Origin of the sequence: Radiobacillus deserti, from assembly GCF_007301515.1 — a bacterium.
Lineage (GTDB): Bacteria > Bacillota > Bacilli > Bacillales > Amphibacillaceae > Radiobacillus > Radiobacillus deserti.
Genome location: NZ_CP041666.1, coordinates 2,202,248 through 2,228,955 on the forward strand (window position 1 = coordinate 2,202,248; position 26,708 = coordinate 2,228,955).

The window sequence follows — 26,708 nt, forward strand, 5'->3', positions numbered from 1 at the left end:
TTCCTCCTATTTAATTGTTAAAAAAACAGTTCACAAGTTAACAAAAATTGGTATTATGATATATTCATAGGCTTGTCCTCTAAAAAAGAGTGGCCAATATTTGGCCAAATCATGTTGAATGAATTTTCTTATTGTCTGGATTGAAGTAAGGTTCAAATGCTTGCCTAAAAGCTTCTTCAATTGGAATGGTACCGAATGTTTCTTTTTTAATTTTTAATGGACATTCTTTTTCTTTTTTAGCCATTAGGCATCACCTCTCTTCATTCCTATGTGTGAACGTTGTATGGACAAACCAATAAATTATTAATTTTTTAATGGTAAAAAATCCCTAACGGTATTAAATCACTTATTTCGTTTCGTTATGTTCCTTAAAGGAACATTGACTATCAAAAAAAATTAACCATTCAAAATCTAATGTTTCCGCAATTGATTTTGCTACAGGAACAGTTGGAGTCTTAGTTCCTTTCTCAATATGAGTGTAATAGCTTCTTGAAATCTTTGATTTCTTTGCTGTTTCTTCTTGAGTTAGACTTTTCAAAATGCGATATTGCTTTAACCAGGTTCTCATTTCACACCTCCTAAGTTCCTTTAAGTAACATGTCAATAGCTTCACAGAGAATAGTTATACTTATAGGAACATCTATTTAAGTTACTGTTAGTAACATATATAATTTAATCAAATAGCAATTAGAAAATGGTGGTTTTATGAAGTTTGCAGAACGTTTAAAGAAACATAGAGAAGAAATAAAAAAAGAACGACCGGAGTGGACTCAAAGCTATGTTGCTGAAAGGATAGGTGTGGCAAGAGTAACTTACACTTCATATGAAAACGGAACTAAGTTGCCTCCTTTAGATACGGTAGATCGTATTGCTACCCTTATGGATGTCTCCGCTGATTACTTAATAGGTCGAACTGATGAAAAGTCTCCAAGACTCATTTCTGATAAACAAAAGGAAATTAATGTATTTGCCGAAAGAGACAGCGTACTAGAATACTACGAAAGTTTAAAGGAAGATGAAGAGTTCAACCCTATATATGAGCTCAATCGGTTAATTAAGGAATACGGCATAGATCAGATAGGTTTCTTAGATTATAAAAAATGGGAGAACTTCACCAAAGAAGATATAGATGAAATTCGAAGACATTTTGAGTGGGTCTCGCAAAGAGCGAAAGAAAGAAATGAAGACGGCGATTAAACACCTAGAACAAACTTATAGAATGCCCATTAGATGGGCATCTTTTTTTATATTGATTAATCGAACACACGTTCCTACAATAGTATTGAGGTGAGATAATTGAACTTTATAACATATCCAACCACTGCACTCGAAGATTGGGTTACGAACTTTTATATTCGATTAGGTATAACATCACCAAAACAAATTGATGAAACTGTTATCGCGAGAAAGTTGAACATCTTTTTACATCGTAAAGAAAGGACTCCTTTTTATGAGATATGCGGCAGATATAAAGGAATAACTATTGATATCCGAGAATCTAGAGAAAAACAACGTGAGGATTTTTTTCATGAATTATGCCATATTTTAAGGCACTCTGGTATTCAAACGATGATGCCAGAAGCATTCAGGCAATTGCAAGAGTGGGATGCTAATAACTTTACGATGTATGCAGCAATCCCATACCATATGATTATAAATTATGATTTAACAGACAAATACATAGTAAATGAAGTTAAAGATGACTTTAGAGTTACCAAAGAACTATGTTATAAACGATTAGAAAACTTATCGAGAAAAAGTATTTTGTAACTTAATATCTATTTTTGTCGAAAAAGCCCAACATTTGAACTAGTTCCTGTAAAATATATACATATCTTATATTTTACAGGGGGGAATTTAATGAGTTACTTTAAATCAGTGAGTCCTAATATACTATCTAATGAAAACCTTCGAGAGCCGCAAATAAAGGCATATGAAAAATTATATGAACATTTTGTTTTAAAAGAAAGTAAAGAAGAAGCCTTAGTCGTATTACCTACGGGAACAGGAAAGACTGGGCTAATGGCTTTAGCTCCATATGAGATTTCTAACGGGAGAGTCCTTATAATTACTCCCCAAACAGTTATAAGAGATTCTGTATTAGGTTCTCTAGATTCTTTATACCCTAAAAACTTTTGGTTGATGACAAAGGTTTTTGAGAATTTTCAACAATTACCTTCTGTTATTGAGTACAAAAGCGGTTTAACCAACGATATACTCGAAAGATCTGATATTGTTATATTAAATGTCCACAAATTACAAGAAAGACTAGATTCATCACTTATAAAGAAAGTACCTTCTGATTTTTTTGATATGATAATAATTGATGAAGCACACCATGCGGAAGCAAAGACTTGGAAACGAGCAGTAGATTACTTTCAGCCAGCTAAAGTTTTGAAAGTTACTGGGACACCATTTAGAAGTGATGGAAGGAAAATAACTGGAGATAGAGTTTATTCCTATAGTCTAGCTCAAGCAATGGCAAACGGATATATTAAAAGCTTAGAAAAGCTAGATTATGTGCCAGATCAAATGTACTTTACTATCGATGAACAAGATGATACTCTTTTCACTCTTGACCAAATTCGAGAGTTAAATTTAAAGGAAGAAGACTGGATAAGAAGGTCTGTTGCTTTATCACAACAAAGTAATATGAAGCTAGTTGAGTTCTCATTAAAACACCTTATAGATATAAAAGAAAAAACTGGAAACCCTCACAAAATAATTGCGGTTGCATGCAGTATTAAACATGCTGAACAAATAAAAGTTTTGTATGAACAACAAGGATATAAAGCAGCTATCGTTCATAGTGACATGGAAAAAGTGGATAGAGAAAAAGCTTTTAACATGATTCAAAATCACGAAGTAGATGTAGTTATAAATGTAGCAATGCTTGGTGAAGGGTATGATCATAAATATCTAAGTATTGCAGCTGTTTTTAGACCTTTTAAAACCTTGCTTCCCTACGCTCAATTTGTTGGTCGAGTACTTAGATCAATAAGAAATGATGATGGAAGCTATAACGAGGATGATAACATAGCAACTCTAATTCATCATAAAGAATTAGGGCTAGAAGAATTATGGGATTACTACAAAAAAGAGAATATAAAAAAAGAAGTAATAAAAAAGATAAAAGCAGATATCTCACTAGATCCTAAAGAGTATGATCCACGTGATACTAGTATTGGGAATGTACAAGAGACATCTGAATATCAAGTAGAAAAAGATTCTTTCGTACAAACTGAAATGCTCAAAAGAAGAAAAGAGCGCATCGAAGAAGAAAACAAAAAAATTAAAGAAATTCAACAGTTACTTGACGTATCGGAAGAAAAAGCAAGAGACTTTTATAAACAATCTCAGAAAGACAAAGATAAAGAAAAATATCTAAGACCAGATATTTATTATTGGAGAAAAAGAACTGAAATTGATCAATTAATTAGAGAAGAAATGATACCTCAATTAATTGCAGACCATAGTTTAGCACTAGATGGAGACACCCTAATTAAAGGAAGATTCATCTTGCCACAAAAGTATTCATTTATCTATAATCAGGAAACTGATGGTGCTTTACTAGGAACGTATTTTAATATATCATTAAGAGACCATATCGGGAAACCAAGAGACAAGTGGTCTTTGGAAGAATATGATTTAGCAGTTGAGTATGTTTACGATTTTTTTGATCACGTTGACAATATTTTAAAAAATAAACTATAAGGAGTTGATTTAACATTGAATCGGTTTATTGATGAGTTATACAACGCTATATACAGTCCGAAGTTAACTCCACAAGAACTGCTAGGAAATCTAAAAATGCAAAATTATACAGAGGTTAATTTTCAAAAATGTGAAAACACATTAATTGGAATTACTAAATGTGTATTGGATGATGGAAACAACGCTGAATTCAAATATACTTTCAATGAAACTAATCACCTCATTCAATTGGAGTCAAATATTGGTAATCAGTCTGAAATATTATACGATAGAGAAGTTGAAATTAAGAAGAAAGAACATGAGTTAAAGAACTTATTGATGGACAGATTTAAAAATGAGGTTGGATAAAAAAGGGGGCTGAACTACCCCCTTTTTTTTTTGTGATATTCAAAAATGCGTAATTAAGTAAAAGGTATGCATAACATTTGATATGTGGTTTCGTACCGTTTTTTGGGAAATAAATAGTTCTTGGGCAATATCTTTTGTTGTTTTATCCTGTACTAGAAGCTCAAATACTTCTTTTTCACGTTTTGTCAGTAGTTGCTTCGGCTTGTAGTCATTGTCCTTCAAATGATAACCCCTCCTTGCTGTCTTAGAGCTAGCTGACCGTGAAGGGTATTTATTTAGTCAAGTTATTCTATGAGTGATTTATTAAAACTGTGATAGCAGAAGCTTCTTTCCCTTGCCCAATTATGAACAACGTATGGTTGAAAAGCTGCTTCTCTTTTTGTATATGAAAACGCACACGATTTGTGCAGATGTTTTGAAGTTTATATTTCCCATAAATTTCCACTTTCTTTTAATTGATGACCTATGTATAATATATATCTCTCCTAGCCAACATTCTGAAGGGAGGATATCAAATGGCCAAACAAGCCTTAATTCAAAAATGGAGTCAACCGCAAAAGTTTCAGGTACGTGAATATAGCCGTTGTAAGCAATGTGGAAGACCACATTCTGTTATGCGTAAATTTGAATTATGTCGTATTTGCTTCCGAGAGTTTGCCTATAAAGGCCAAATTCCTGGAGTTAAAAAAGCGAGTTGGTAGTTCTATCATTTTTTATATAAAAAATCCCCTTGCCGTGACGGTAAGGGGATTTGTTGTATTAATATGCGTAGTCACTTCCGAAAAAGTTTTTAAATGATTGAATATTTGTTTCTCTATTCATCGCCGCGATCGAAGTGGTAAGTGGAATTCCTTTTGGACAAACTTGAACACAGTTTTGTGAGTTTCCACATCCGGCGATTCCGCCGTCTTCCATCAATGCATCTAAACGTTCACCTTTGTTCATTTCACCTGTCGGGTGAGAGTTGAACAAGCGAACTTGAGAGATGGCAAATGGTCCGATGAAGTCTGAGTTGTTGTTTACGTTCGGGCAAGCTTCTAAACATACACCACATGTCATACATTTAGATAACTCATATGCCCATTGACGTTTTTTCTCAGGCATTCTTGGTCCTGGTCCTAAATCATACGTACCATCGATTGGAATCCATGCTTTTACCTTTTTCAAGGAATCGAACATTTTACTACGATCAACCGCTAAGTCACGCATAACTGGGAATGTGGACATTGGCTCTAAGCGAATTGGTTGTTCTAATTGGTCTACTAGAGCCGCACATGCTTGACGTGCTTGACCGTTAATCACCATAGAGCAAGCTCCACATACTTCTTCTAGACAGTTCATTTCCCACTGTACGGGAGAAGTCGCTTCGCCCTTCACATTAACTGGATTTCTTCTGATCTCCATCAATGCAGAGATAACGTTCATATTGTCTCTATACGGTATTTCAAACGTCTCTTGGTAAGGAGAAGAGTCTGGGCTATCTTGGCGTGTAATTATCAACGTAATTGTTTTTTGTGCAGTTGCCGTTGCCATTACTTCTTGCCCCCTTTACTTTTACTGTAGTCACGCTTTCTAGGTTTGATTAAGGATACGTCTACATCCTCATAAGAGAACGATGGTCCATTTGATGCTGGATCAAATTGTGCTTTTGTTGTTTTCAACCATTCTTCATCATTACGATCTGGGAATTCAGGTTTATAGTGAGCACCGCGGCTTTCGTTACGGTTATACGCACCAATTGTAATAACACGTGCTAATTGCAGCATATTTTCTAATTGACGTGTAAACATAACACCTTGGTTGCTCCAACGAGACGTATCGTTAATATTGATTTTTTTGTAACGCTCTAATAGCTCTTGAATTTTGTTGTCTGTATTTTTCAGTTTTTCATTTTCACGAACTACGGTTACGTTATCAGTCATCCATTCGCCAAGCTCTTTATGGATTTGGTAGGCATTCTCGGTTCCATCCATACCCATTAAGTACTCAAATGTTTCCTCTTCTTCTTTTAGCTTGTCGTCGAATATCTTACTAGAAATATCATCTACTGTTTTCTCTAGTCCGTCGATGTAACGGATCGCATTCGGACCTGCTACCATTCCACCGTAGATAGAGGATAATAGAGAGTTTGCACCGAGACGGTTTGCACCATGTTGTGTATAATCACACTCACCAGCAGCGAAGATTCCAGGAATGTTCGTCATTTGATCATAATCTACCCAAAGTCCACCCATGGAATAGTGAACCGCAGGGAAAATCTTCATTGGAACCTTACGTGGATCTTCCCCTACGAATTTTTCGTAGATTTCAATGATTCCACCAAGTTTAACGTCTAGTTCCTTAGGATCTTTATGAGAAAGATCTAAGTACACCATGTTCTCCCCGTTAATTCCGCGTTTTTGGTTTACACAAACATCAAAGATTTCACGAGTAGCGATATCACGAGGAACGAGGTTACCGTAAGCCGGATATTTCTCTTCTAAGAAATACCAAGGCTCTCCATCTTTATACGTCCAAACTCTTCCGCCTTCTCCACGAGCAGATTCACTCATAAGACGTAGTTTGTCATCACCAGGGATTGCTGTTGGGTGAATTTGAATGAATTCTCCGTTTGCATATATCGCACCTTGACGATAAAGCGATGCAGCAGCAGATCCTGTATTAATCACAGAGTTTGTGGATTTACCAAAGATGATACCTGGGCCACCTGTAGCCATGATTGTCGCATCGGCTTTAAATACTTTTAATTCATGAGATTGGATGTTTTGCGCTACAATACCGCGTCCAACCCCTTCATCATCAATGACAGCGGAAATGAATTCCCAGCCTTCATATTTCGTTACAAGACCCTCTACTTCATAACGTCTAACTTGCTCATCTAAAGCATAGAGCAATTGTTGTCCAGTTGTTGCACCAGCGTAAGCTGTTCTATGGTGTTGTGTTCCACCGAAACGACGGAAATCCAGCAATCCTTCCGGTGTACGGTTAAACATTACTCCCATACGGTCTAGCATGTGAATGATACTTGGCGCAGCCTCACACATTGCTTTAACCGGTGGCTGGTTTGCTAAAAAGTCTCCACCATAAACCGTATCATCAAAGTGTTCCCAAGGAGAATCTCCTTCCCCTTTCGTATTAACAGCCCCGTTAATACCACCTTGCGCACATACAGAGTGAGAACGTTTCACTGGTACGATGGAAAGCAAATCAACGTGAACACCTGCTTCTGCAGCTTTAATAGTTGCCATAAGGCCAGCAAGACCTCCACCGACAACTACAATGTTGCGTTTACTCATCTAGCTCACTCCCCCAATTTTCTATAACAAACTGTAAACCCTATGCGCCCATCGTAAATGCAAGAATCGAACGGATTCCCAAATAAGATAGAGCAATAAATACAACGATTGTTGCATATGTCGTGATTTGTTGTGAACGTGGTGATACAATAATTCCCCACGACACTAAGAAACTCCACAATCCATTCGCAAAGTGGAAAGTAGTTGAAATAAGTCCAATAATATAGAACCAAACCATGAATGGGTTACTAAACACATCTTCCATCATATCAAAGTTAATTTCTGTATTCCCTATTGCTGAAGCTATTCTAGTTTCCCATACGTGCCAAACAAGAAATATAAGTGTTATAATTCCACTTATTCTCTGAAGCTTAAATAACCAGTTTCGAAGAAAGCCGTATCTACTTACATTATTTTTAGCCGTTAGAGCTATATAAACACCAAGAACAGCATGAAAAATAATCGGCAAATAGATGATTAATAGTTGCATAACAATTAGAAATGGAAGGCTTTCCATAAAGTGTACAGCATTGTTAAACCTTTCTTCTCCGTATGCCGCAAAATGGTTAATTGTTAAATGAACAATTAAAAATACACCAACTGGTACTACCCCCAAAAGTGAATGTAACCTGCGATAAAAAAACTCTCGCTTCTCCGCCATTTGTTTACCCCCCTCACCATCGTTGTGTAATCCATGTACTCATTATTTTTCTAAGCACCCTTATAGAGTGAAATTTCGTGCACTTTTCTAGTTTAAAAAGGCACATTTTGTGACACACTTTATTGTACTTCTATCACGGTTGAGCGTCAAGAAAACGGTTTTATTTCCCTTAGTAGAATTTAAAAGTTATTTCCTATTTTTCATGGCTTGCAAGATACAGGTTTTAAAGGGATAATAACTACCTAGAAGGGAATGAATGGTAGTATGAGTAGCACAAATGAGAAAGTAAACCAAAACTTATTACATCAATTAACTAGCACCGGTTCTGGATTTGATTTCCTACGATTCGATGCTTTACCTGATTTACTTGGTAGGGATGCAAATACGATCCTTTACGTAATGGGGAAAAACATGGCAAGAAAATTGACATTTACTACTGTAGAAGACATCATCCTATCATTTGAACAGCTTGGATGGGGACAACTGGTTCTCGTAAAGGAAAAAAGAAGAGAGCTTTTATTTGAAATAGAGGGACAAGAAATAGTAAAAAGAAAAGATAGCCCGTATAAAAATGCGGACTATCGTTTAGAAGCCGGTTTTCTCGCAGCTTCTATTGAACAAATCAAGCAGATTCCATGTGAGTGTACGGATGAAAACCGAATCCAAAAAGGATCGATACAATTGAATGTTATTTTTACAAGCTAACGATAATTTTAACAAAATCCGATCTTTATCCGAATAGTATTTTCGAATAAAGCTCGGATTTCTTTTACTATTCTTACACAAGTGACTGCTAGTCCGTCACTGCGGAAAACAGGGTATTCTGCAGGAGCGGTGGTAATTCATTATTTTCATTTTAGCATTCCAATTCCTTATTTTTCTTCCTGCAAGTGCTCTAATATCGTTGTAGCAGTAGGCGCTGGGATACCGAGTTTCGTAATATCTTCAAGGCTTGCCTTCCTTAGTTCGTCCAAGGATCGAAAATGTCTTAGTAATAGCCTTCTTCGTTTCTCCCCTACTCCCGGTATCTCATCCAATTCAGATTGAATGACGCTTTTGCCTCTTAACTGGCGGTGGAATGTAATCGCAAAGCGGTGAACTTCGTCTTGGATTCTTTGAATAAGATAAAATTCTTGAGATTGACGTTCCAGCGGGACTACAACAGGTGGTGTACCGTATAATAACTCACTCGTCTTATGCTTATCATCTTTTGCTAGTCCACATAACGGAATGTCCAATCCAAGTTCGTTTTCTAACACATCTGATGCCGCACTCATTTGGCCTTTCCCACCGTCCATTACGATAAGATCAGGTAAAGGCAGACCTTCTTTTAAGACTCGTGTGTATCTTCTTCGAACCACTTCTCGCATCGTTTCGTAATCATCTGGTCCCTTTACATCGCGAATTTTGTATTTTCGATATTCCTTCTTTGCAGGACGTCCATCGATAAATACGACCATTGCCGAAACCGGATCAGTTCCTTGAATGTTCGAGTTATCAAACGCTTCAATTCGGTGTGGTATTTCTATGTGGAGCTGTTCACCTAGCTTTTCAACAGCATAAATCGTTCGTTCTTCATCTCGTTCGATTAAGCTAAACTTTTCTTCTAGTGCAATTTTAGCGTTCTTGGCAGCAAGCTTTACAAGTTCTTTCTTCCTTCCTCTATAAGGGGTATGCACATCGACCTCTAACAGTTCTTTTAAAAGGTCTAAATCCGTTCCAAGTGGAACGAGAACTTGTTTTGGCTTCGGATGATTTTGATGTAAATAAAATCTTCCTATGAACGTTAAAAACGTTTCATCTGCATCATCAAAAAACGGAAAAATCGACACATCTCGTTCGATAAGCTTTCCTTGCCTTACAAAGAAAACTTGGACACACATCCAGCCTTTATCATAAGCAAACCCAAATATATCTCGGTTCACTTGGTCATTCAACGTCATTTTTTGTTGTTCCATGACCGATTCAATATTTTGAATTTGGTCGCGCAGTTCCTTTGCTCTTTCAAAGTCTAGCTCTTCTGATGCTTCCATCATTTTTTTCTTTAAATCCTGCTTAATCTCTTGGTGCCCTCCACTTAAAAAGGAAGTAATACTTTGTACGATCTGCTTATTCGTCGCTTGTGTTACTGGATATACACAAGGTCCTAAGCACTGATTCATATGATAATACAAACAGACTCTGTCTGGCATTTTATTACATTTTCGCAATGGATACAGGCGGTCTAACAATTTTTTTGTTTCTCTAGCAGCGTACACGTTTGGATAAGGTCCAAAGTACTTCCCCTTATCCTTTTTCACTTTTCGAGTAACGATAAGGCGCGGATGTTCTTCCGCGGTAATCTTTAAGTAAGGGTAGGACTTATCATCCTTTAGTAATACGTTGTATTTGGGATCGTATTTTTTTATTAAGTTCATTTCTAAAATGAGTGCTTCTATCTCAGACGATGTAACAATATATTCAAAATCAACGATTTCTTGGACGAGTCGCTGTGTTTTCTGATCGTTTGCTCCGGTAAAGTAGGACCTTACGCGATTTTTCAGCATTTTCGATTTGCCAACGTAAATAACGGTTTGGTGTTTATCTTTCATTAAATAACAGCCAGGTTGGGCGGGAAGCACGGCTAATTTTTCTTTAAGTTGGTTGGACATCATTTACTATCACACCTTTAACCGTAGTATAGATATACAAAAAGTTGCTAATACAATAATAGCCCCTTGTTGCATATAGAGCAACAAGGGACTATTTGGATATATGACGCAACGTTTAAACTTATGCGTGTTTGTTGATAAGTTCTTCTAGTGCTTCTTTTGGTTGGTAACCAACGACTTGGTCTACTACTTCTCCATCTTTGAAAAGAAGCAATGTTGGAATACTCATTACTCCAAATTTACTAGCTGTTTCTTGGTTTTCATCTACATCAAGTTTCACGATTTTTAATTTATCGTTCATCTCTCCATCGATTTCTTCCAATACAGGTGCAATCATTTTACAAGGGCCACACCAAGTTGCCCAGAAATCAGCTAATACTAATCCTTGACCAGTTTCCTCATTAAAAGTAGCATCGGATGCTTTTACAATTGCCATTTATATTCCTCCTCATTATTACCAATTTCTTAACTATGTGTTGAGTATAGCACGAGGGTTTTGCAACTTTCTACATTTTTGCTTCACTATCATATTCCCCTAAAACGCTCAACCTATGAGAAGATTGTTTTCTTAAGCAAATTTCATTAAATAAATAATACCTACAACAATAAAAAGGACGGAGATGACCCCTAAAACCTTTGCCAATGTTTCCATGCTTTCCTCTCCTCTACCCGATACTCGCACCTATTACGAACGACAATCCAACAGATATTACCATGGAAATAAAACCAACTGCTCGATTATCATTTTCTATTTCTTTATCAATTTTATAAGTTGGGGTGAGGAATTCAAAAATAAAATACCCAGTGAGTAGTAATACAAAACCGAAAACGCCCCACATCATACTTTCTAATAGCGTATCGTTATGTTCAATCGAATAACGAAAAATATTAGCAATCCCAAAAATCTTCCCACCTGTTGCCATCGCTACAGAAAAATTTCCTTTTTTTATTTCTTCCCAATTTTTATATGACGTGACAAGTTCGAAAATCGCTAAAAACACAATCAAACATAAAATCGCGACGCTATATCTTGCGGCGGTATCTATAAACGTATTCTCCCAAAACCCATTCATTTTTACACCCCATTTTTTAAGACCAATGGTCTATTTAAACTCTAAAATCGTTGCACCGCTTCCGCCTTCATTCATCCCACCATCTCGGTAACTCGTAATTTGTGGATGTCGTTTTGCAAACTCCTGAACGCCTTTGCGCAATGCTCCAGTCCCCTTCCCATGGATTATGGACACACGAGGATAATTAGCTAGAAGTGCATCATCTACATATTTTTCTAATTGATGTAAAGCATCCTCAAACCGTTCTCCTCGTAAATCAAGCTCTGGTTTCACATGATAGTTAGAGCCTTTAATAGTAGCCATTGGTTTTTCTATTAGTGGCTCTTTACCTTTAACAAATTTTAGTTCATTTCGTTTTGCCTTCACTTTCATGATTCCGACCTGTACTTGATATTCATGATCATTTATCTTATTTAAAATCGTTCCTTGTTGGTTTAAGGTTAACAAAGTCACCTCATCACCTGGTTGTAAGGCTCGGTTCTCTTGCTTGGGCTTCACTTGTTTTCCTTTTTCCTTCGCAAGCTTTGGCTGCGCATCCTCAAACAGCTTTCTCGCTTCAATCCACTCATGCTCCTTGAGTGCAGCTTGGTTTCGTTTACTTCTAAGCTCTTTTACAATTTCCTCCGCCTCTTCTTTTGCTTTTTCAATAGCTTTTTCCGCTTTTTCCTCTGCTTTTCGATATAACTGTTCTTTTTTTGCTTCAAATTGGCTCCATTGCTGCTCAAGCTCTTCTCGAAGCTGCTCCGCTTCTCTTAAAAGCTCCATGGCTTCTTCGTAATCTTGCTCGGCGCCTCTTCTGGACGCTTCCAGGGAAGCGATCATATTTTCTACACTTCGAGAATCGGTTCCAATATGACTTTGAGCAGATGTAATAATCCTCTCTTGTAAGCCTAGTCTACGAGAAATTTCAAATGCATTACTTCGACCTGGAACTCCAATCAGTAATCGGTAAGTGGGACTCAATGTCTCAATATCAAATTCGACAGAAGCATTCACTACTCCTTCTCGGTTATACCCATAGGCTTTCAGCTCTGGATAGTGAGTCGTCGCAATAATTCTCGCATTTTTCTGTACCACTTCATCTAAAATTGCCATGGCTAAAGCTGCACCTTCTTGGGGATCTGTCCCTGCACCGAGCTCGTCAAATAGAACGAGGGATCGTTCATCTAGCTCATGCAAAATGCGAACAATGTTCGTCATATGGGAGGAAAAGGTACTTAAGCTTTGTTCAATGGACTGCTCATCTCCAATATCGGCAAACACATTTGAAAATACAGCCATTTCACAGCCATCTAATGCAGGAACTTGTAGCCCTGATTGTGCCATCAATGTACATAAACCAATCATTTTTAATGTGACGGTTTTCCCACCTGTATTTGGCCCTGTAATCACGATTGCCCGATAACTTTCACCGATTTCTACATCATTCGCTACTACTTCGTCCATCGGTAATAGAGGATGACGTGCTTGCTTCATCTTAATTATTCCTCTATCATTCATCGTTGGTCTTGCAGCCTTCATTTGATTACCAAGCTTCGCGCGAGCAAACATAAAGTCGATAACAGCTAGTACTTCTACAACCTGTAAAAGAATCGTTGCATCTTCTGCCACAAGCGCAGATAATTCTCTTAAAATCCGATCGATTTCTGTTTTTTCTTGAACCTTTGCTTCTTGTAATTGATTATTCAGCTCCACCACCGCCTGTGGTTCCATGAATAAAGTCGCTCCAGAGGCAGATTGGTCGTGCACGATTCCACCGATAGAGCCTCTATATTCTTGTTTAACGGGGAGTACATACCGTTCGTTTCGAATTGTAATAATGGCGTCTGACAACATTTTGGACTTCGTTCTTGTATAGGACTCTAGCTTATCTCGGACTCTACTCTCATTTGTTCTAATTTTCGAGCGAATGGTCCGCAATTTTTCTGAAGCTCCGTCCATAACGTGTCCATTGTCATCAATACAACTTTTAATTTCCCGCTCTAGTTGATTGAGAGGTACGATTTGATCCGTTAAATCTCGTAAGATAGGGAGCTCCGGCTCTTCTATATCTTCTATGAAACGTTTCAGTTGTTTACTGCCATAAATCGTGCTTGCAATATCTAAGCATTCTTTGGCACTGAGTGCACCCCCAATTTGTGAACGTTTTACATGTGGTCTAATATCGAAAATACCACCGAGTGGCACATTTCCAAATAAACGGATAACATGTGCCGCCTCATCCGTCTGAGCTTGTAGCTCATTCACTTCTTCCAATGTATCTAAAGGCTTTAATTTGCTTGCTTTTTCTTTACCAAGTCCGGAAGCAGCTTGCTCTTGAAGCAGCTGGACGATTCGTTCAAATTCCAGCACCTTAAAGATTCGTTCGTTCATTTGATTCACCTTCTATCTATGTCTTGAAAAAAATTTCATTAAGTCTTCTTTCTTCCAAGTATTGATAACATTTTCTTTTCTTAACCACCCTTTACGAGCTACCCCAACTCCAAGTTCCATAAACTTTAATGTTCGATAGTTATGTGCATCCGTATTAATCGCAATGTGAACACCGGCTTCTTGGGCTCGTTTCACCCATTCCGCAGATAAATCAAATCGGTTTGGGTTTGCATTCAACTCTAAAACCGTTCCTGTTTCTGCTGCACCTTTAATTAGGGCTTCTACATTTGCGGCATAGCCTGGCCTTCTGCCAATTACGCGACCGGTAGGATGCGCAATTACGTTCACATATGGATTTTCTATAGCGGTACGCAATCTGTTCATAATCTGCTCTTCTGATTGATTAAAGCTGGAATGAATAGCACCAATGACATAATCTAATTCACGTAAGAAGTCATCCGAAAAGTCCAACGTACCATCTGGTAAAATATCCATTTCTACCCCAGCAAAAATGTGAATATCCGAATATTTTTCATTTAGTCGATGAATTTCTTCTCGTTGTTTTCTCAGTCTAGCTTCATCTAAACCATTGGCAACACGTAAAAATTTGGAGTGATCGGTTATAGCAATAAATTCATAGCCTATCTCTCGAGCGGATTGAACCATTTCTTCCACAGATTGAGCACCATCACTCCATGTCGTATGCATGTGGAGATCCCCTCGAATATCTTCTTTGCTCACGACTTCGATGGCTTTGTTTATATCCACTTCCCCCATATTTTCTCTCATTTCAGGTGGAATATAGGGAAGTCCAAAATGTTGAAAGAATGTCTTTTCACTTTCAAAGGTAAGCACTTCGCTCGTTTCTGTGTTTTCTACACCGTATTCATTAATTTTTTGGTTATACTGCTTTGCTAACTGCCGCATGGCCACATTGTGGTCTTTTGAGCCTGTAAAATGGTGCAGTGTAGTAATAAACTCTTGCGGCTCTACCATACGAAAGTCTACATTTACGTGATACCCTTCGTCCAAGACGATGGATACCTTCGTCTCGCCAGATGCAACCACATCAATCGTTTGGTCAATGTTTAGCAATGCTTCTTTTACTTGTGTAGGATTCGTTGTTGCAATAATGAAGTCTATATCTTTAACCGTCTCACTCAAACGCCGGATGCTTCCTGCTCGTGAAAAGCGCTCTACTCCTTCTAATTTAGCTAAATACTGCTCAATTCGTTCAGCTATAGGAAGCATAAAGGCAATCGGCAATCTCTCTGGACGATTCGTTCTTTCTTTAATGGCTTTTGCAATTTTTTCTGCAGACTTTTTCCCGAAACCACTGAGCCCTTCAACAGATCCATTCTCACAAGCTTCTACGAGTGAGTTAGCATCAACAACGCCTAGTTCTTGATACAGCTTCGCTAATTTTTTTCCACCAAGTCCTGGTACGTCTAAGAGCGGTATTAATCCATTTGGAACTTCTTTTTCTAACGCAGCTAAGGTTTCGGATTCACCATTTTCCACATATTCCGAAATGACGGAAGACGTCCCCTTCCCTATACCATTTATTTTGGTAAAGTCCTCAATTTCTGATAAAGAACGATCATCGGTTTCCAGTGCTTGGGCTGCTTTTCGATAGGCAGAAACCTTGAATGTGTTTTCTCCTTTAAGCTCTAAGTAGATGGCAATGGTCTCCAATAAACGGATGACATCTTTTTTATCTATCGACATGGTATTCCTCCTCACTTACACTTCATTCCTTCCAATAAAAACCCTTGCATATAACGTTCTGCAAGGGTTAAACAGGGTTGATTACATACGCTCCACCCTACTTATTTAGTTGAAAACATACCAGCTACATGCTCAAACCAAAGTGTTTCAATTTGCTTGGAAAGAATCGGGGTGTGTTCAATCATAAACGTAGCTATCCCAGAGTCAGCAATGGATTTTTGGACAAAATCAATTGGTACAAGCGCTGCAATATAGAGCAGGACAAATAATAGCACATACGTTTCTATAAAACCGAGTACAGCACCTAACCATCCATTTAATGTATTTAATATTGGTAAAGATGCGACAAAGTCTAACATATTTGCTACAATTTGAAGAACGATTTTTGATCCAAAAAACAAAATCGCAAACGATACTGCATTATAAAAGGCGTTTTCTAGCGGTAATGAGTCCAAAAAAATTGCCCATGTAGAATCAGTAGGTAATTCCGGATAAGGAATCCATAAAGTTAGCTTTGGCGATAGCTCATCATAATACAAAACAGCGATAATAAATGAAATGATAAATCCCAATACGTGTAAAAGCTGAAGAATAAAGCCTCTCCTCAACCCTACAAAAATTCCTAATATAAGTATTCCCAAAAGCAATATATCCATCATTAGATTTCTATTCCTCTTTCTTTTTTATTGAACCTAGAAGTTCGGCATAGTCCTCTTTCAACTTTAAATAATCATTCATGGTATTAACAGCAGTTAAAACTGCTAAACTAGTTGTATCTAATTTATTGTTGGCTGCATGAATTTCACGCATTTTTTGATCTACTAGACTTGCAACCATACGAACATGATGGGCAGGCTCCTCCCCAACAATGGTATAAGAACGGTTATGTATATCAACAGTAGTACGAGTTTTATCTGACTGGGACATTAGGATTCCCCCTCATTTCTATGAAAACTAACAACACGTTTATGTAAATCGTAGGATAAAAGAAGAAAAATCATACTAGCGACCTTTATTTCTTATCGCTAATTCCCCATTTTTCTCCATTATTTTCCTACTTTCGTATAAAACCCTATCATTTATATTAACATGAAGACTATCATTTAGGAAACTATTCTAGCAGGAATATTCTTTGTTATAATAATGCTACCTTACGAAATGGAGAGATTAGATGTCACACGTTGTGTTAAAGTTATCGGCAGAAAAAATAAAGGAGCTAGAAGCCCATTACCAATCCAACTTAAAAGAAGCACCTACAGGGGCGATATTCGCTGCTAAAACAGGAAATAGTTCCATTACGGCTTATAAATCTGGCAAAGTATTGTTTCAAGGAAAAGCGGCGGAGGAAGAAGCAGCAAAATGGGGGACACCAGATGTAGGAGCAAAATCGGCAACAACCTCTAAAAAGCCTACACATGATTATGCACCACCGAGTTCGTTATTCACCTCTTCCCATATCGGATCAGACGAAGCAGGAACGGGAGATTATTTTGGCCCGATTACGGTCGCGGCGGCGTACGTTACAAAAGAACAAATTCCGCTTCTTAAAGAGCTCGGCGTTCAGGATTCCAAAAATTTGAATGATGAAAAAATCACCGTGATTGCTAAGGACCTTGTCCGTATGAAATTACCTTATTCCTTAGTTATTTTACATAATGAAAAATATAATCAAGTCCAATTAAACGGATGGTCCCAAGGTAAAATGAAAACAATGCTGCATCATACCGCTATTAATAAGCTGTTAAAGAAGATTGCACCTGAACAGCCAAAGGGCATCTTAATTGACCAATTTTCGGAGCCACATTTTTATCAAAATCATTTACGCTCAGAAAAAGAGAAGCTTCAAGAGAAGGTGTATTTCATGACGAAAGCGGAGAGTTTCTCAATCGCAGTTGCAGCTGGCTCCATTATTGCAAGAGCTAGCTTTGTTAAAGAAATGGATAAATTGTCCGACCAATTAGGTATCTCCTTACCAAAAGGTGCTTCAAAAAAAGTGGATCAAGTCGCAGCCACAATATTGAAGAAGCATGGAAAACAAGAACTAGCGAGATACGCTAAAATGCATTTTGCGAATACACAAAAGGCGATGAAGTACTAAATGTTTATTTCGTTCAAACCTATACTTTGAATAGAAACTGTACTAAAACATGATCAGCGTTTTTTTCAGTATATCAGCGAACAATTTTTTATCAGCGATTAACAATGGGATATCAGCGGTTCTGGTAATAAATAATCAAAAAATCCGAACTAAATTCGAATCAATTATCGAATTATAGTTCGGATCTTTTGTTAATTTACCCTCGTAATTCTGCTTGATGTTTATCTTTAACCGCTTCAAGAATCGCTTGATACGATTCCTCTACTTCCTCATCGGTAAGCGTTCTTTCTGGGTCAAGATAAAGGAGATTAAACGCAATGGATTTTTTACCTTTTGCTAGATGCTCCCCTTGATACACATCAAAGACTTGCACGTCTTGAAGGAGTGGTCCTCCTACTTCTTCAATCGTCGCTTGAACTTTACCAGCTTGAATATTTTCCTCCACGACAAGCGCAATATCTCTAGAGACAGATGGGAAGCGCGGAATTTTCTCAAAGCTTGGTTCATCCTCATGAACACGGAATAAGAATTCAAGGTCTAAATCAAACACATACGTATCTTTTAAACCAAACGCTTTTTGAAGAGTGGGGTGTAGTTGACCAATAAAGCCAATAGACGTTTCCCCAACAAAAAGCTGTGCGGTTCGACCTGGGTGCAAGCCGTCCAATTTTGTTTGTACAACATGAGCGGTTACGGAAAGCTTAGAAAGCAACCCTTCTACAATTCCTTTAACCAAATAAAAATCTACTTCTTTTCTCTCTTGCTGCCATGGCTGTTCTAACCATGTTCCCGTTAAAGCTCCAGCTACACGTAAGCGTTCATCCGGCTGCTTTGTTGTTTCTTCTTCCTGTGAAGCAAAGACCGTGCCTACTTCATAATAAGCTAGGTTTTGTTGCTTTCTCGCTACATTGTAGCCAAGGGAAGCCAATAGCTCTGGAAGAATACTTAATCGCAGTGTACTATGGTCTTCACTCATAGGCATCGCTAGGCGAACAGGTCGAACAGAAACTTCTTTAATTTCTGGACTTACTAGCATGTTGGCTCTTTCATCGCTAGTTAAAGAGTATGTGATCGTTTCAGACAACCCGACCCCTTCCAAAAATCTCTTCACTTCTCGTTTTAGAAGCTGATAGTTCGTTAAACCACCTGCTTGAGAAGCACCTTGTGGCAACGTATAAGGCAAACGATCATAGCCATAAATCCGAGCGATTTCTTCCACCATGTCCTCAAAAATCGTAATGTCTTGCCTACGAGTAGGAATAGATACGGTGAAATTCTCTCCATCCGCTTGGAATTCAAACCGGAGCTTACGTAATATATCTGCCGCTTCCTCATTCGAGATCGTTGTTCCAAGGCGATCATTCACTTTGGATACATTCATTTTCACCGTTTTTTCCTGTTTACCCAATTGGTCATGCTCGACAACCCCGCTTAAAACGGTTCCGTTTGCATATTGGCTGAGTAATTGACACGCTCGAAGTCCAGCTAATTGAACACGGTTCGGATCGACTCCTTTTTCAAATCGGGCACTAGATTCACTACGAAGACCATGGTCTTTAGACGAGGTACGAACCGCAGCTGGACTAAAATAGGCTGCCTCTAGTAAAACGGTTTTCGTTTGATCCGAAACTTCTGAATTCGCTCCACCCATTACACCGGCTAGTGCTACTGGATCTTTTCCATTTGTAATCACTAAATGATCAGTTGATAATTTTCTTTCTTGTTCATCTAACGTTTGGATGACTTCTCCATCCTTTGCTCGTCGTACTACCACTTCATTAGAACCAAATTGGTCGTAATCAAATGCATGTAACGGTTGGCCATACTCTAGTAAAACATAGTTTGTAATATCGACTACATTATTGATTGGTCGAATCCCTGCCGCAATCAAATAATTTTTCATCCATAATGGGGATGGACCAACTTCAATATTTTCAATAACAAACGCTCCATAATAAGGATTTAAATCTTGAGCTTCCACTAGGACAGATACCTTATCACTTGCTTTCCCATCAGATGGATTCACCTCTACGTCTGGTAGTTTAATCGGTAAATCCAGAATCGCCGCTACCTCATATGCTACCCCTAGCATGCTTAAAGCATCGGAACGGTTTGGTGTAAGTCCTAATTCTAAAATCGCATCATTTAAATTAAGTTCTTTTGTCGCATCTGCCCCAACTTCAACATGATCCGGGAAGACAAAAATCCCATCTGCTATGTCTTTTGGTACAAATTTTTCGTCGACTCCGAGCTCTTGCAAGGAACAAATCATTCCATTAGATTCCACGCCTCGGAGCTTCGCTTTTTTAATTTTGAAGTTTCCTGGTAATACAGCTCCTGGTTTAGCAACTGCAACCTTTTGTCCATGGGCCACGTTAGGAGCTCCACAAACGATTTGTAATACTTCATTCCCTACATTTACCTGGCAAAGGTTTAGCTTATCCGCATTTGGATGCTTTTCACATGATTCTACATAGCCGATTACGACATTGGTGCTTTTCTCCGCAACATACTCAATACCTTCTACTTCGATTCCAGACTTTGTAATCTTTTCTGCTAATTCATCTGGTGAAATGCCGTCTATATCTACATAATTTTTCAACCAATTCAAGGAAACAAACATGCTTTCCCCTCCTTTTACACCTTATGATATTGTTTTAAAAATCGAACATCGTTCATATAGAAATGACGAATATCATCGACCCCGTATTTCAACATGGCGATACGCTCTGGTCCCATCCCGAAAGCGAAACCGTTGTACACCTTTGGATCATAACCAGCCATTTCTAGTACACGTGGATGCACCATTCCACCACCTAGGATTTCAATCCAACCCGTTCCTTTACATACGGAGCAGCCTTTCCCGTTACAAACCTTACAGGAAATGTCCATTTCTACAGACGGCTCTGTAAACGGGAAAAAGCTTGGGCGCAAACGGATTTCACGATCTTCTCCAAACATATGCTTAGCAAAGCGATTTAGGACACCCTTTAGATCACTCATACGGACGTTTTTGTCCACATAAAGTCCTTCGATTTGAGTAAACTGGTGCGAGTGCGTCGCATCGTCTGTATCTCTTCGGTACACTTTTCCTGGACAAATCATTTTTACAGGCTTGGATCCTTCATATTCCCCCATCGTACGAGCTTGAACAGGAGAAGTATGTGTGCGAAGTAATAGTTCCTCTGTAATGTAAAAGGAATCCTGCATATCTCGTGCTGGGTGTCCTTTTGGCAAATTCAATGCTTCGAAATTATAGTAATCGGTTTCTACTTCAGGGCCTTCTTTAATTTCAAAGCCCATTCCGATAAATAAGTCTTCAATCTCTTCCACTATGCTCGTAAGCAAGTGCGGTCCACCAACTTGCACTGGTCTTCCTGGGAGTGTGACATCAAGACTTTCCTCCGCTAGTTTTTTTTCCAGTTCTTCCGCTTCTAGCTTTTCTTTCTTTTCATCAAGTGCATCGGAAATCGCTTCTCGTACTTTGTTTGCTAGCTCACCAATAACAGGTCGTTCTTCTTGTGATAACTTCCCCATTCCTCTTAATACTTCCGTAATGGGACCTTTCTTTCCAAGGTACGCTACACGGATGTCTTGAAGATCCTTCAGCGTATTACTACTGGATACTTTTTCTAGAGCTTCAACTTTTAGCTCTTCTAACCGTTCCTTCATATGGGAACCTCCTCATCTTTTCAAGCATTTTTGTTATACCGGGATTGCTAGTAAAGAACATAAAAAAATCTCCTCCCTATAAAAAGGGACGAGATTATAATCGCGGTACCACCCTTGTTGGCATACGTGTATGCCCACTTGAGTTTTGATAACGGTTGGGAAAACCGGAACACCTTTACTTGCATAAGCAAGGTCCAAATGTCAGCTCCAGAGTGAAATTCTACAATTGCATCGATTGAAATACTTTCAGTCTATGGTATTTCATCCCTTTAATCGAAGATAGCAATTATATACTGTAATCCTTCAACGCTTTTTATGAAAATTAGTAATTACCACATATTATATGAAAACTTGTCAGTTGTTGCAAACATTTTCCTAAAATCTTTACCGTGTAGCTAAATAGTACAGTAAAACACCCGTCGCGACACTAACATTTAATGACTCCGCTTGTCCATAAATAGGAATTCTCACTTTTTCATCTGCTAACTCTACAATGGTAGAAGAAATTCCAGCCCCTTCGTTTCCAACAATTAAAGCGATCCTCTTTGGTGGTTGTAGCTCTGTATAGGTAACAGATTCTTCTAACGTCGATGCCCATACTTGATATCCCGCTTCTTGAAGCTCTTTAATCTTAGTTGGCAAGTCTTGTTGAACGATTGGTACATGAAATATCGAACCTTGAGTAGCTCGAACTACTTTATCATTAAACAAATCGACAGTCCCTTCCCCTAGGACTATTCCGTCAAAGCCAGCAGCATCTGCTGTGCGAATGATTGTTCCAAGATTGCCAGGGTCCTGAACCGCGTCCATGAGTAAAAGCTTGTTTCCGTTCAGTTGGTTAGCTTGCCTCTGATGAACCACAGCAGCGATTCCTTGCGGAGTTTTCGTATCTGCAATATGCTGAAAGACATTGTCGGTCACATCGTGTATTTGATAGACCCTTGCCCAGTTTGGGATTTCGACTCCATCCTGGACAATGATTTCTTCGACAGTCCATTCACTTTGAACAGCTTCTTGTACTAAATGAAAGCCTTCTACAAGAAACATACCTGTTTCCGTTCGTTCCTTTTTCTTTTTCATTTTACTCCATTGCTTTACTTTCGTATTTTGAATTGATGTAATCAATGTCCACTTCATCCTCGCATATTCTTCTTTTATTCTTTCCTTATCATACATATTTTATTTCATGGAGGTCAAACTAGGCTTATAACTTAAATAAAGAGGTGGAACCATGGATTTAAATTTGAGAAAAGCGATTCTAGCAAACATTTCGGATAACAACGAACAACAAATGGAAGCAACAATTGTAGATGCTATCCAAAGTGGTGAAGAAAAAATGCTTCCAGGGTTAGGCGTGTTGTTCGAGCTAATTTGGCAACAATCCAATGAACAAGATCGCCAAGAAATGTTAGAAGCCCTCGTTCAAGGCGTTAAACAAACACATTAGAACGAGAGTTGGAGAAGCACGTCACGTGCTTCTCTTTCATTTGCCCTTTTCTAGATAGATTTATCAATATTTAGCTATTGCTAAACGAATAAAGGTAGACTAAAATGAAAGAGATAATCTATGACCGAATTGGGGATATGAAATGGACGTTAAATCGATGCAAAGTTTAATCCAACTACAAGCCATGTCACTATTGAACCCGTCTAGCAGCTCTACATCTTCGAGTTCTGCTTCGTTTGAAAGTGCTTTTCAAAAAATGCTACAAATGCAGCTATCTCAGTTGTCCTCATCTTACACAGGCAGTTCTTCTACGAATAGCTTATTTCGTGAAGCGAGCAGCTTTCCGGTTTATTCATTCTCTTCCCTGCAGCCAATGATGCAACAACTTCAATTCCAATCTGTTTCTGCTCCTAAGGATCTAGAAGCTATTATTGATAAGGCTGCAGAAAAATACGGAGTCGATAAAGAGCTAATAAAATCTGTGATTAAAACCGAATCTAATTTTAATGCTAATGCCGTGAGTCACGCTGGTGCTCAAGGACTGATGCAGCTAATGCCTGCAACTGCGAGAGGGCTCGGAGTGAATAACCCCTTTGATCCCGAAGAAAATATCATGGGTGGTACGAAATATATAAGACAAATGTTAGATAAATATAATGGAAACACCACATTAGCAGTTGCTGCTTACAACGCGGGACCTGGTAATGTTGATAAATATAACGGAATTCCACCATTCGTGGAAACACAAAATTACGTGAAAAAAGTGCTTGGTTCGAGTGCACTTGTATAATAAAGAAGAACGTGAGAGGATTTCTCACGTTCTTCTTCGTTTATCCGAACGTTATTTCTTTTACTTTGTCCTTATCTAATCCTTTTATTACTTCTACTAAAAGCTTCACTGTATTTTCAAAATCATCCTCATGCAAAATAGAAGCATGGGTATGAATGTAACGTGTAGCAATCGTAATAGATAGTGCTGGAACCCCATTTGCAGTTAAATGAATTGGACCTGAATCCGTTCCACCACCTGGCAGAGACGTATATTGATACGAAATGTTGTGTTGGTCTGCTGTATCAATCACATAATCACGTAAGCCTTTATGAGAGATCATTGTAGCATCGTACAAGACGATCTGTGGGCCATCTCCTAGCTTGCTGTCTGCATCTTTATCCGAAATACCAGGCGTATCTCCTGCAATTCCTACATCGACAGCAAAGCCGATATCTGGTTGAATGGCTTGTGCAGATGTTTTAGCTCCACGAGTCCCTACCTCTTCTTGAACCGTTCCTACACCGTAAACAACGTTAGGATGATCTTCGCCTTTTAATCGTTTTAGCACTTCGATGGCAATCGCTAATCCAATGCGATTATCCCAAGCCTTCGCTAATAAAAGCTTTTTATTTTTCATTTGTGTAAATTCAAAATAAGGAACGATTGAATCACCTGGTTTCACACCGAACTCCATCGCTTCTTCTTTACTAGAAGCACCGATATCTACGAACATATCTTTAATATCTACTGGCTTCTTTCTCGCTTCCGGAGACAAGATATGTGGAGGCTTCGATCCAATAACACCAGTGACATCCCCTTTACTTGTTAAAATGGTTACACGTTGTGCTAGCATGACTTGGCTCCACCAGCCACCAGTCGTTTGGAAATAAAGAAATCCTTTATCATCAATTCGAGTCACCATGAAGCCAATTTCATCTAAGTGGCCAGCGACCATGATTTTCGGGCCGTCCTCTTTCCCAACCTTTTTCGCAATCAGACTTCCTAAATTATCTGTGTACACTTCGTCTGAATACGGAGTGATGTATCGTTTCATCACATCTCTTGCTTCTTTTTCGTTTCCTGGAATAGCTCTAGCGTCTGTTAATTCTTTTAACATCTTTAGTTTTTCATTAAGCTGTACCATATGTATGTGACCTCCCTTTCTGTTACGTACCTATTAAGTATACTGCTTGCTACAGTTTTTCTCAAAACATATACTAATATCCATTATTTTGACGAGAGTGATTAATTTCGTTTTTAGATACATAAGCTTGGTAGGTAGCTTCTTCATCGAAGCCAAGATAGGCACCAACATCTAAATAAGAATCAAACAGTAGACGATAATGCTCCACAGTTGGACTGTTTTTGAACATAGTAATCACTTCAAAAACGCGATTAAATAGACTAGTAAGCTCCGAGGTATCCTTATTCCGTTTCCAATCGGATTGGTAGGTAAAGCCTTTGTTTAATCCAAGCGATAAGATAAAGTGTACCCCATCCACGTATTCTTCTAAAATGACTTCGCGTTCACTAGGAGCCTTTGTACTCCAAAATTTGAAGCATCTCGTTTCATTCGCTAATTCTCCTACTTCCACAAACAAAGCAAGAATCTTTCTTTCAAATAAGTCCTTCTTATCTAGTCCATGCTTCGTTTCAATATGATGATCTAATTCTCGTTGCATCTCAAAAAGTTTTTCCCAATTCATCAATATCCCTCCATTTTTTCGATTATATCATGTTCTTTTTAAAAAAAGTGAAACTTATATATGGTTTCATCCGTAAAGCATACTACCAAAAGGACTCTATATGAGTAGGGAGATAGAGAGATGACTGTTATCTTATTCCGAATATTAATCCTTATTGCATTAGCTATCATTGTGCACACCGCGTACGAGTACGTAACAAGCCCAATTCGCAAACTAGAAAGAGCTAAAAAAATGAAGCATTTTTATTATGTAGACGATCCGAGAGATGAAAAGAAAAACCTATTGATGACGTATAAAGGGATTGTGTTTGAAGGAGAAAAATATATCGGAGCGACCGAAGAGTCTTTTGATGTTGTCCGTATTAGCGTATTCGTTAAAGATCCGCAGCACCTAAAAGGCTTAGAAAGAAATGATTTGTATTTTCTAGAAGAAGAATTGCTTATTCGTTATCCACATGCAGAAATCGATTGGAAATATCCGATAAACAAATTGTTAGAAGCTATTAAAAAATAAATGCCAGGATTCTAAAAGAACCCTGGCATTTTAGATTGTTTTGCTGACGGAATAGGTCTTTCTTTCTTCTTTTTTTCAGGAAAAAACTCTTCCCATTTGATGATAATTTCCTTGCGTCGGATAAGATAAATGCACGGGAGTAATACACACAATGCCGCAACCATCATCACCGGAGAAAGGTTGGACATCCATTGGCCGAATGCCGTATATGCGATCGCTAATGGAATGTTGGACAGGAAAGAAGCCCTCATGTACTCCTTTACATTACTGGAAATCTCTAGCAAACAAAGAGACAAAAGATGAAAATGAACAAACGGAATTAGTCTTAGCAAAGCAACTTGTAACGTCGTGACCTTTGTATGCTCTCCAATTATCTTACTCTTCATATACACTAAACGTTGATACGTTTTCGGCATGCGTTGAATCATGTAATAAAAGACATAACTGGATAACGTTATACCTATCACGGAAAGGATGGAACCTGTAACTGCACCAAATAGTAATCCTCCTGATATACATATAAATGCGACGGGTAGAAAAAATAAAGGTCTAAGGATGTGAAAGCTAATGAATAAAAGTGGAGCAAATAACCCACCCTTCTCAACAACGGCCATCAAGTAGGTACCTAATAGCTCCATAGTTAGCCTCCTTCATAG

The 26,708-nt window shown here is 38.3% G+C and carries 29 protein-coding genes and 1 other annotated feature; of the genes, 10 read left to right on the forward strand and 19 right to left on the reverse strand.

Going from position 1 to position 26,708, the window contains the following annotated elements; translation table 11 throughout:
• Positions 1-109 precede the first annotated feature (109 nt).
• A complete protein-coding gene (locus tag FN924_RS19550; RefSeq protein WP_267128988.1) occupies positions 110-244 on the reverse strand; it encodes a hypothetical protein in 135 nt (44 codons plus the stop codon).
• A 102-nt stretch (positions 245-346) separates the two neighbouring features.
• Positions 347-568 (reverse strand): helix-turn-helix transcriptional regulator, encoded by a 222-nt coding sequence (locus FN924_RS11720; protein WP_143894691.1) that lies wholly within the window; start codon positions 566-568, stop codon positions 347-349.
• Positions 569-705: 137 nt separating this feature from the next.
• Here FN924_RS11720 and FN924_RS11725 point away from each other — a divergent pair, with 137 nt between their 5' ends.
• The 4 genes from FN924_RS11725 (at position 706) to FN924_RS11740 (ending at position 4,062) form a co-directional block, all read left to right on the forward strand.
• Positions 706-1,197: a helix-turn-helix domain-containing protein gene (locus tag FN924_RS11725; RefSeq protein WP_143894693.1), complete on the forward strand. Its 492-nt coding sequence runs from the start codon at positions 706-708 to the stop codon at positions 1,195-1,197.
• A gap of 99 nt (positions 1,198-1,296) precedes the next feature.
• Complete coding sequence (locus FN924_RS11730; protein ID WP_143894695.1) at positions 1,297-1,770, forward strand: ImmA/IrrE family metallo-endopeptidase; 474 nt, start codon at positions 1,297-1,299, stop codon at positions 1,768-1,770.
• A gap of 90 nt (positions 1,771-1,860) precedes the next feature.
• Positions 1,861-3,714, forward strand: a complete 1,854-nt coding sequence (locus FN924_RS11735; RefSeq protein ID WP_143894697.1) for a DEAD/DEAH box helicase — start codon at positions 1,861-1,863, stop codon at positions 3,712-3,714.
• Between the two features lie 15 nt (positions 3,715-3,729).
• Positions 3,730-4,062: a hypothetical protein gene (locus tag FN924_RS11740; protein ID WP_143894699.1), complete on the forward strand. Its 333-nt coding sequence runs from the start codon at positions 3,730-3,732 to the stop codon at positions 4,060-4,062.
• A gap of 39 nt (positions 4,063-4,101) precedes the next feature.
• Here the strand turns inward: FN924_RS11740 and FN924_RS11745 are convergent, their stop codons facing one another.
• The gene (locus tag FN924_RS11745; RefSeq protein WP_143894701.1) at positions 4,102-4,284 is read right to left on the reverse strand and encodes a helix-turn-helix domain-containing protein; all 183 of its coding nucleotides are present in this window, start codon (positions 4,282-4,284) and stop codon (positions 4,102-4,104) included.
• A 293-nt stretch (positions 4,285-4,577) separates the two neighbouring features.
• Between FN924_RS11745 and FN924_RS11750 the strand changes: the two genes are divergently transcribed.
• On the forward strand, positions 4,578-4,763 hold the full coding sequence (locus FN924_RS11750) for a type Z 30S ribosomal protein S14 (RefSeq protein ID WP_143894702.1): 186 nt from the start codon (positions 4,578-4,580) through the stop codon (positions 4,761-4,763).
• A gap of 58 nt (positions 4,764-4,821) precedes the next feature.
• Here FN924_RS11750 and sdhB read toward each other — a convergent pair whose 3' ends face one another.
• From sdhB to FN924_RS11765, 3 genes are read right to left on the reverse strand one after another with little or no spacing between them, the layout of a single operon-like run.
• A complete protein-coding gene (gene sdhB / locus FN924_RS11755) occupies positions 4,822-5,595 on the reverse strand; it encodes a succinate dehydrogenase iron-sulfur subunit (RefSeq protein ID WP_143894705.1) in 774 nt (257 codons plus the stop codon).
• Positions 5,595-7,358, reverse strand: a complete 1,764-nt coding sequence (sdhA, locus tag FN924_RS11760) for a succinate dehydrogenase flavoprotein subunit (protein WP_143894706.1) — start codon at positions 7,356-7,358, stop codon at positions 5,595-5,597. Before sdhA ends, sdhB begins: the two co-directional genes overlap by 1 nt.
• A gap of 40 nt (positions 7,359-7,398) precedes the next feature.
• Complete coding sequence (locus tag FN924_RS11765) at positions 7,399-8,019, reverse strand: succinate dehydrogenase cytochrome b558 subunit (protein WP_143894708.1); 621 nt, start codon at positions 8,017-8,019, stop codon at positions 7,399-7,401.
• 264 nt (positions 8,020-8,283) lie between these two features.
• Between FN924_RS11765 and FN924_RS11770 the strand changes: the two genes are divergently transcribed.
• Positions 8,284-8,724, forward strand: coding sequence for a DUF2507 domain-containing protein (locus FN924_RS11770; RefSeq protein WP_143894710.1), 441 nt, complete (start codon positions 8,284-8,286; stop codon positions 8,722-8,724).
• 167 nt (positions 8,725-8,891) lie between these two features.
• Here FN924_RS11770 and uvrC read toward each other — a convergent pair whose 3' ends face one another.
• The 7 genes from uvrC to zapA all read right to left on the reverse strand — a co-directional run bounded on the left by uvrC (position 8,892) and on the right by zapA (position 16,771).
• A complete protein-coding gene (gene uvrC, locus FN924_RS11775; RefSeq protein ID WP_143897203.1) occupies positions 8,892-10,670 on the reverse strand; it encodes an excinuclease ABC subunit UvrC in 1,779 nt (592 codons plus the stop codon).
• 121 nt (positions 10,671-10,791) lie between these two features.
• Positions 10,792-11,106: a thioredoxin gene (trxA, locus tag FN924_RS11780; protein WP_143894713.1), complete on the reverse strand. Its 315-nt coding sequence runs from the start codon at positions 11,104-11,106 to the stop codon at positions 10,792-10,794.
• Between the two features lie 229 nt (positions 11,107-11,335).
• Positions 11,336-11,743, reverse strand: coding sequence for a DUF350 domain-containing protein (locus FN924_RS11785; RefSeq protein ID WP_143894715.1), 408 nt, complete (start codon positions 11,741-11,743; stop codon positions 11,336-11,338).
• A gap of 30 nt (positions 11,744-11,773) precedes the next feature.
• Positions 11,774-14,116, reverse strand: coding sequence for an endonuclease MutS2 (locus FN924_RS11790; RefSeq protein ID WP_143894716.1), 2,343 nt, complete (start codon positions 14,114-14,116; stop codon positions 11,774-11,776).
• Between the two features lie 12 nt (positions 14,117-14,128).
• A complete protein-coding gene (polX, locus tag FN924_RS11795; protein WP_143894718.1) occupies positions 14,129-15,844 on the reverse strand; it encodes a DNA polymerase/3'-5' exonuclease PolX in 1,716 nt (571 codons plus the stop codon).
• Positions 15,845-15,945: 101 nt separating this feature from the next.
• Positions 15,946-16,503, reverse strand: a complete 558-nt coding sequence (locus tag FN924_RS11800) for a CvpA family protein (RefSeq protein ID WP_143894721.1) — start codon at positions 16,501-16,503, stop codon at positions 15,946-15,948.
• Positions 16,504-16,510: 7 nt separating this feature from the next.
• Positions 16,511-16,771: a cell division protein ZapA gene (gene zapA, locus FN924_RS11805; RefSeq protein ID WP_143894723.1), complete on the reverse strand. Its 261-nt coding sequence runs from the start codon at positions 16,769-16,771 to the stop codon at positions 16,511-16,513.
• Between the two features lie 244 nt (positions 16,772-17,015).
• Between zapA and rnhC the strand changes: the two genes are divergently transcribed.
• Positions 17,016-17,942 carry a ribonuclease HIII gene (rnhC, locus tag FN924_RS11810; RefSeq protein ID WP_143894724.1) on the forward strand — a complete coding sequence of 309 codons (927 nt, stop codon included), beginning with the start codon at positions 17,016-17,018 and terminating at the stop codon, positions 17,940-17,942.
• A gap of 196 nt (positions 17,943-18,138) precedes the next feature.
• On the opposite strand, the gene pheT is transcribed toward rnhC, so the two are convergent.
• The 3 genes from pheT to FN924_RS11825 form a co-directional block, all read right to left on the reverse strand.
• Complete coding sequence (pheT, locus tag FN924_RS11815) at positions 18,139-20,565, reverse strand: phenylalanine--tRNA ligase subunit beta (protein ID WP_143894726.1); 2,427 nt, start codon at positions 20,563-20,565, stop codon at positions 18,139-18,141.
• Positions 20,566-20,579: 14 nt separating this feature from the next.
• Positions 20,580-21,614, reverse strand: a complete 1,035-nt coding sequence (gene pheS, locus FN924_RS11820) for a phenylalanine--tRNA ligase subunit alpha (protein WP_143894728.1) — start codon at positions 21,612-21,614, stop codon at positions 20,580-20,582.
• 81 nt (positions 21,615-21,695) lie between these two features.
• Positions 21,696-21,930: a binding site (T-box leader), on the reverse strand.
• A 68-nt stretch (positions 21,931-21,998) separates the two neighbouring features.
• Positions 21,999-22,739, reverse strand: a complete 741-nt coding sequence (locus FN924_RS11825) for a TrmH family RNA methyltransferase (protein ID WP_143894730.1) — start codon at positions 22,737-22,739, stop codon at positions 21,999-22,001.
• Between the two features lie 106 nt (positions 22,740-22,845).
• On the opposite strand from FN924_RS11825, the gene sspI reads away from it, so the two are divergent.
• A complete protein-coding gene (gene sspI, locus FN924_RS11830; RefSeq protein ID WP_143894732.1) occupies positions 22,846-23,061 on the forward strand; it encodes a small acid-soluble spore protein SspI in 216 nt (71 codons plus the stop codon).
• 142 nt (positions 23,062-23,203) lie between these two features.
• Positions 23,204-23,851, forward strand: a complete 648-nt coding sequence (locus FN924_RS11835) for a lytic transglycosylase domain-containing protein (protein ID WP_143894734.1) — start codon at positions 23,204-23,206, stop codon at positions 23,849-23,851.
• 40 nt (positions 23,852-23,891) lie between these two features.
• Here the strand turns inward: FN924_RS11835 and FN924_RS11840 are convergent, their stop codons facing one another.
• Positions 23,892-24,977, reverse strand: a complete 1,086-nt coding sequence (locus tag FN924_RS11840; protein WP_143894736.1) for a M42 family metallopeptidase — start codon at positions 24,975-24,977, stop codon at positions 23,892-23,894.
• A 73-nt stretch (positions 24,978-25,050) separates the two neighbouring features.
• Complete coding sequence (locus FN924_RS11845) at positions 25,051-25,539, reverse strand: dUTP diphosphatase (RefSeq protein WP_143894738.1); 489 nt, start codon at positions 25,537-25,539, stop codon at positions 25,051-25,053.
• A gap of 120 nt (positions 25,540-25,659) precedes the next feature.
• Between FN924_RS11845 and FN924_RS11850 the strand changes: the two genes are divergently transcribed.
• On the forward strand, positions 25,660-26,052 hold the full coding sequence (locus tag FN924_RS11850; protein WP_143894740.1) for a sigma-w pathway protein ysdB: 393 nt from the start codon (positions 25,660-25,662) through the stop codon (positions 26,050-26,052).
• Between the two features lie 11 nt (positions 26,053-26,063).
• Here the strand turns inward: FN924_RS11850 and FN924_RS11855 are convergent, their stop codons facing one another.
• Complete coding sequence (locus tag FN924_RS11855) at positions 26,064-26,690, reverse strand: TVP38/TMEM64 family protein (protein ID WP_143894742.1); 627 nt, start codon at positions 26,688-26,690, stop codon at positions 26,064-26,066.
• Positions 26,691-26,708: the final 18 nt, after the last annotated feature.

Coding starts and splice junctions, on each gene's coding strand:
- FN924_RS11855 (WP_143894742.1), bottom strand. CDS start 26,690: ATGGAGCTATTAGGTACCTACTTGATGGCCGTTGTTGAGAAGGGTGGG.
- FN924_RS11845 (WP_143894738.1), bottom strand. CDS start 25,539: ATGAATTGGGAAAAACTTTTTGAGATGCAACGAGAATTAGATCATCAT.
- zapA (WP_143894723.1), bottom strand. CDS start 16,771: ATGTCCCAGTCAGATAAAACTCGTACTACTGTTGATATACATAACCGT.
- FN924_RS11735 (WP_143894697.1), top strand. CDS start 1,861: ATGAGTTACTTTAAATCAGTGAGTCCTAATATACTATCTAATGAAAAC.
- FN924_RS11790 (WP_143894716.1), bottom strand. CDS start 14,116: ATGAACGAACGAATCTTTAAGGTGCTGGAATTTGAACGAATCGTCCAG.
- trxA (WP_143894713.1), bottom strand. CDS start 11,106: ATGGCAATTGTAAAAGCATCCGATGCTACTTTTAATGAGGAAACTGGT.
- FN924_RS11785 (WP_143894715.1), bottom strand. CDS start 11,743: ATGAATGGGTTTTGGGAGAATACGTTTATAGATACCGCCGCAAGATAT.
- FN924_RS11800 (WP_143894721.1), bottom strand. CDS start 16,503: ATGATGGATATATTGCTTTTGGGAATACTTATATTAGGAATTTTTGTA.
- sdhA (WP_143894706.1), bottom strand. CDS start 7,358: ATGAGTAAACGCAACATTGTAGTTGTCGGTGGAGGTCTTGCTGGCCTT.
- sdhB (WP_143894705.1), bottom strand. CDS start 5,595: ATGGCAACGGCAACTGCACAAAAAACAATTACGTTGATAATTACACGC.
- pheT (WP_143894726.1), bottom strand. CDS start 20,565: ATGTTTGTTTCCTTGAATTGGTTGAAAAATTATGTAGATATAGACGGC.
- FN924_RS11765 (WP_143894708.1), bottom strand. CDS start 8,019: ATGGCGGAGAAGCGAGAGTTTTTTTATCGCAGGTTACATTCACTTTTG.
- FN924_RS11835 (WP_143894734.1), top strand. CDS start 23,204: ATGGACGTTAAATCGATGCAAAGTTTAATCCAACTACAAGCCATGTCA.
- rnhC (WP_143894724.1), top strand. CDS start 17,016: ATGTCACACGTTGTGTTAAAGTTATCGGCAGAAAAAATAAAGGAGCTA.
- FN924_RS11725 (WP_143894693.1), top strand. CDS start 706: ATGAAGTTTGCAGAACGTTTAAAGAAACATAGAGAAGAAATAAAAAAA.
- FN924_RS11720 (WP_143894691.1), bottom strand. CDS start 568: ATGAGAACCTGGTTAAAGCAATATCGCATTTTGAAAAGTCTAACTCAA.
- polX (WP_143894718.1), bottom strand. CDS start 15,844: ATGTCGATAGATAAAAAAGATGTCATCCGTTTATTGGAGACCATTGCC.
- FN924_RS11850 (WP_143894740.1), top strand. CDS start 25,660: ATGACTGTTATCTTATTCCGAATATTAATCCTTATTGCATTAGCTATC.
- pheS (WP_143894728.1), bottom strand. CDS start 21,614: ATGAAGGAACGGTTAGAAGAGCTAAAAGTTGAAGCTCTAGAAAAAGTA.
- FN924_RS19550 (WP_267128988.1), bottom strand. CDS start 244: ATGGCTAAAAAAGAAAAAGAATGTCCATTAAAAATTAAAAAAGAAACA.
- uvrC (WP_143897203.1), bottom strand. CDS start 10,670: ATGTCCAACCAACTTAAAGAAAAATTAGCCGTGCTTCCCGCCCAACCT.
- FN924_RS11840 (WP_143894736.1), bottom strand. CDS start 24,977: ATGGTACAGCTTAATGAAAAACTAAAGATGTTAAAAGAATTAACAGAC.
- FN924_RS11750 (WP_143894702.1), top strand. CDS start 4,578: ATGGCCAAACAAGCCTTAATTCAAAAATGGAGTCAACCGCAAAAGTTT.
- FN924_RS11770 (WP_143894710.1), top strand. CDS start 8,284: ATGAGTAGCACAAATGAGAAAGTAAACCAAAACTTATTACATCAATTA.
- sspI (WP_143894732.1), top strand. CDS start 22,846: ATGGATTTAAATTTGAGAAAAGCGATTCTAGCAAACATTTCGGATAAC.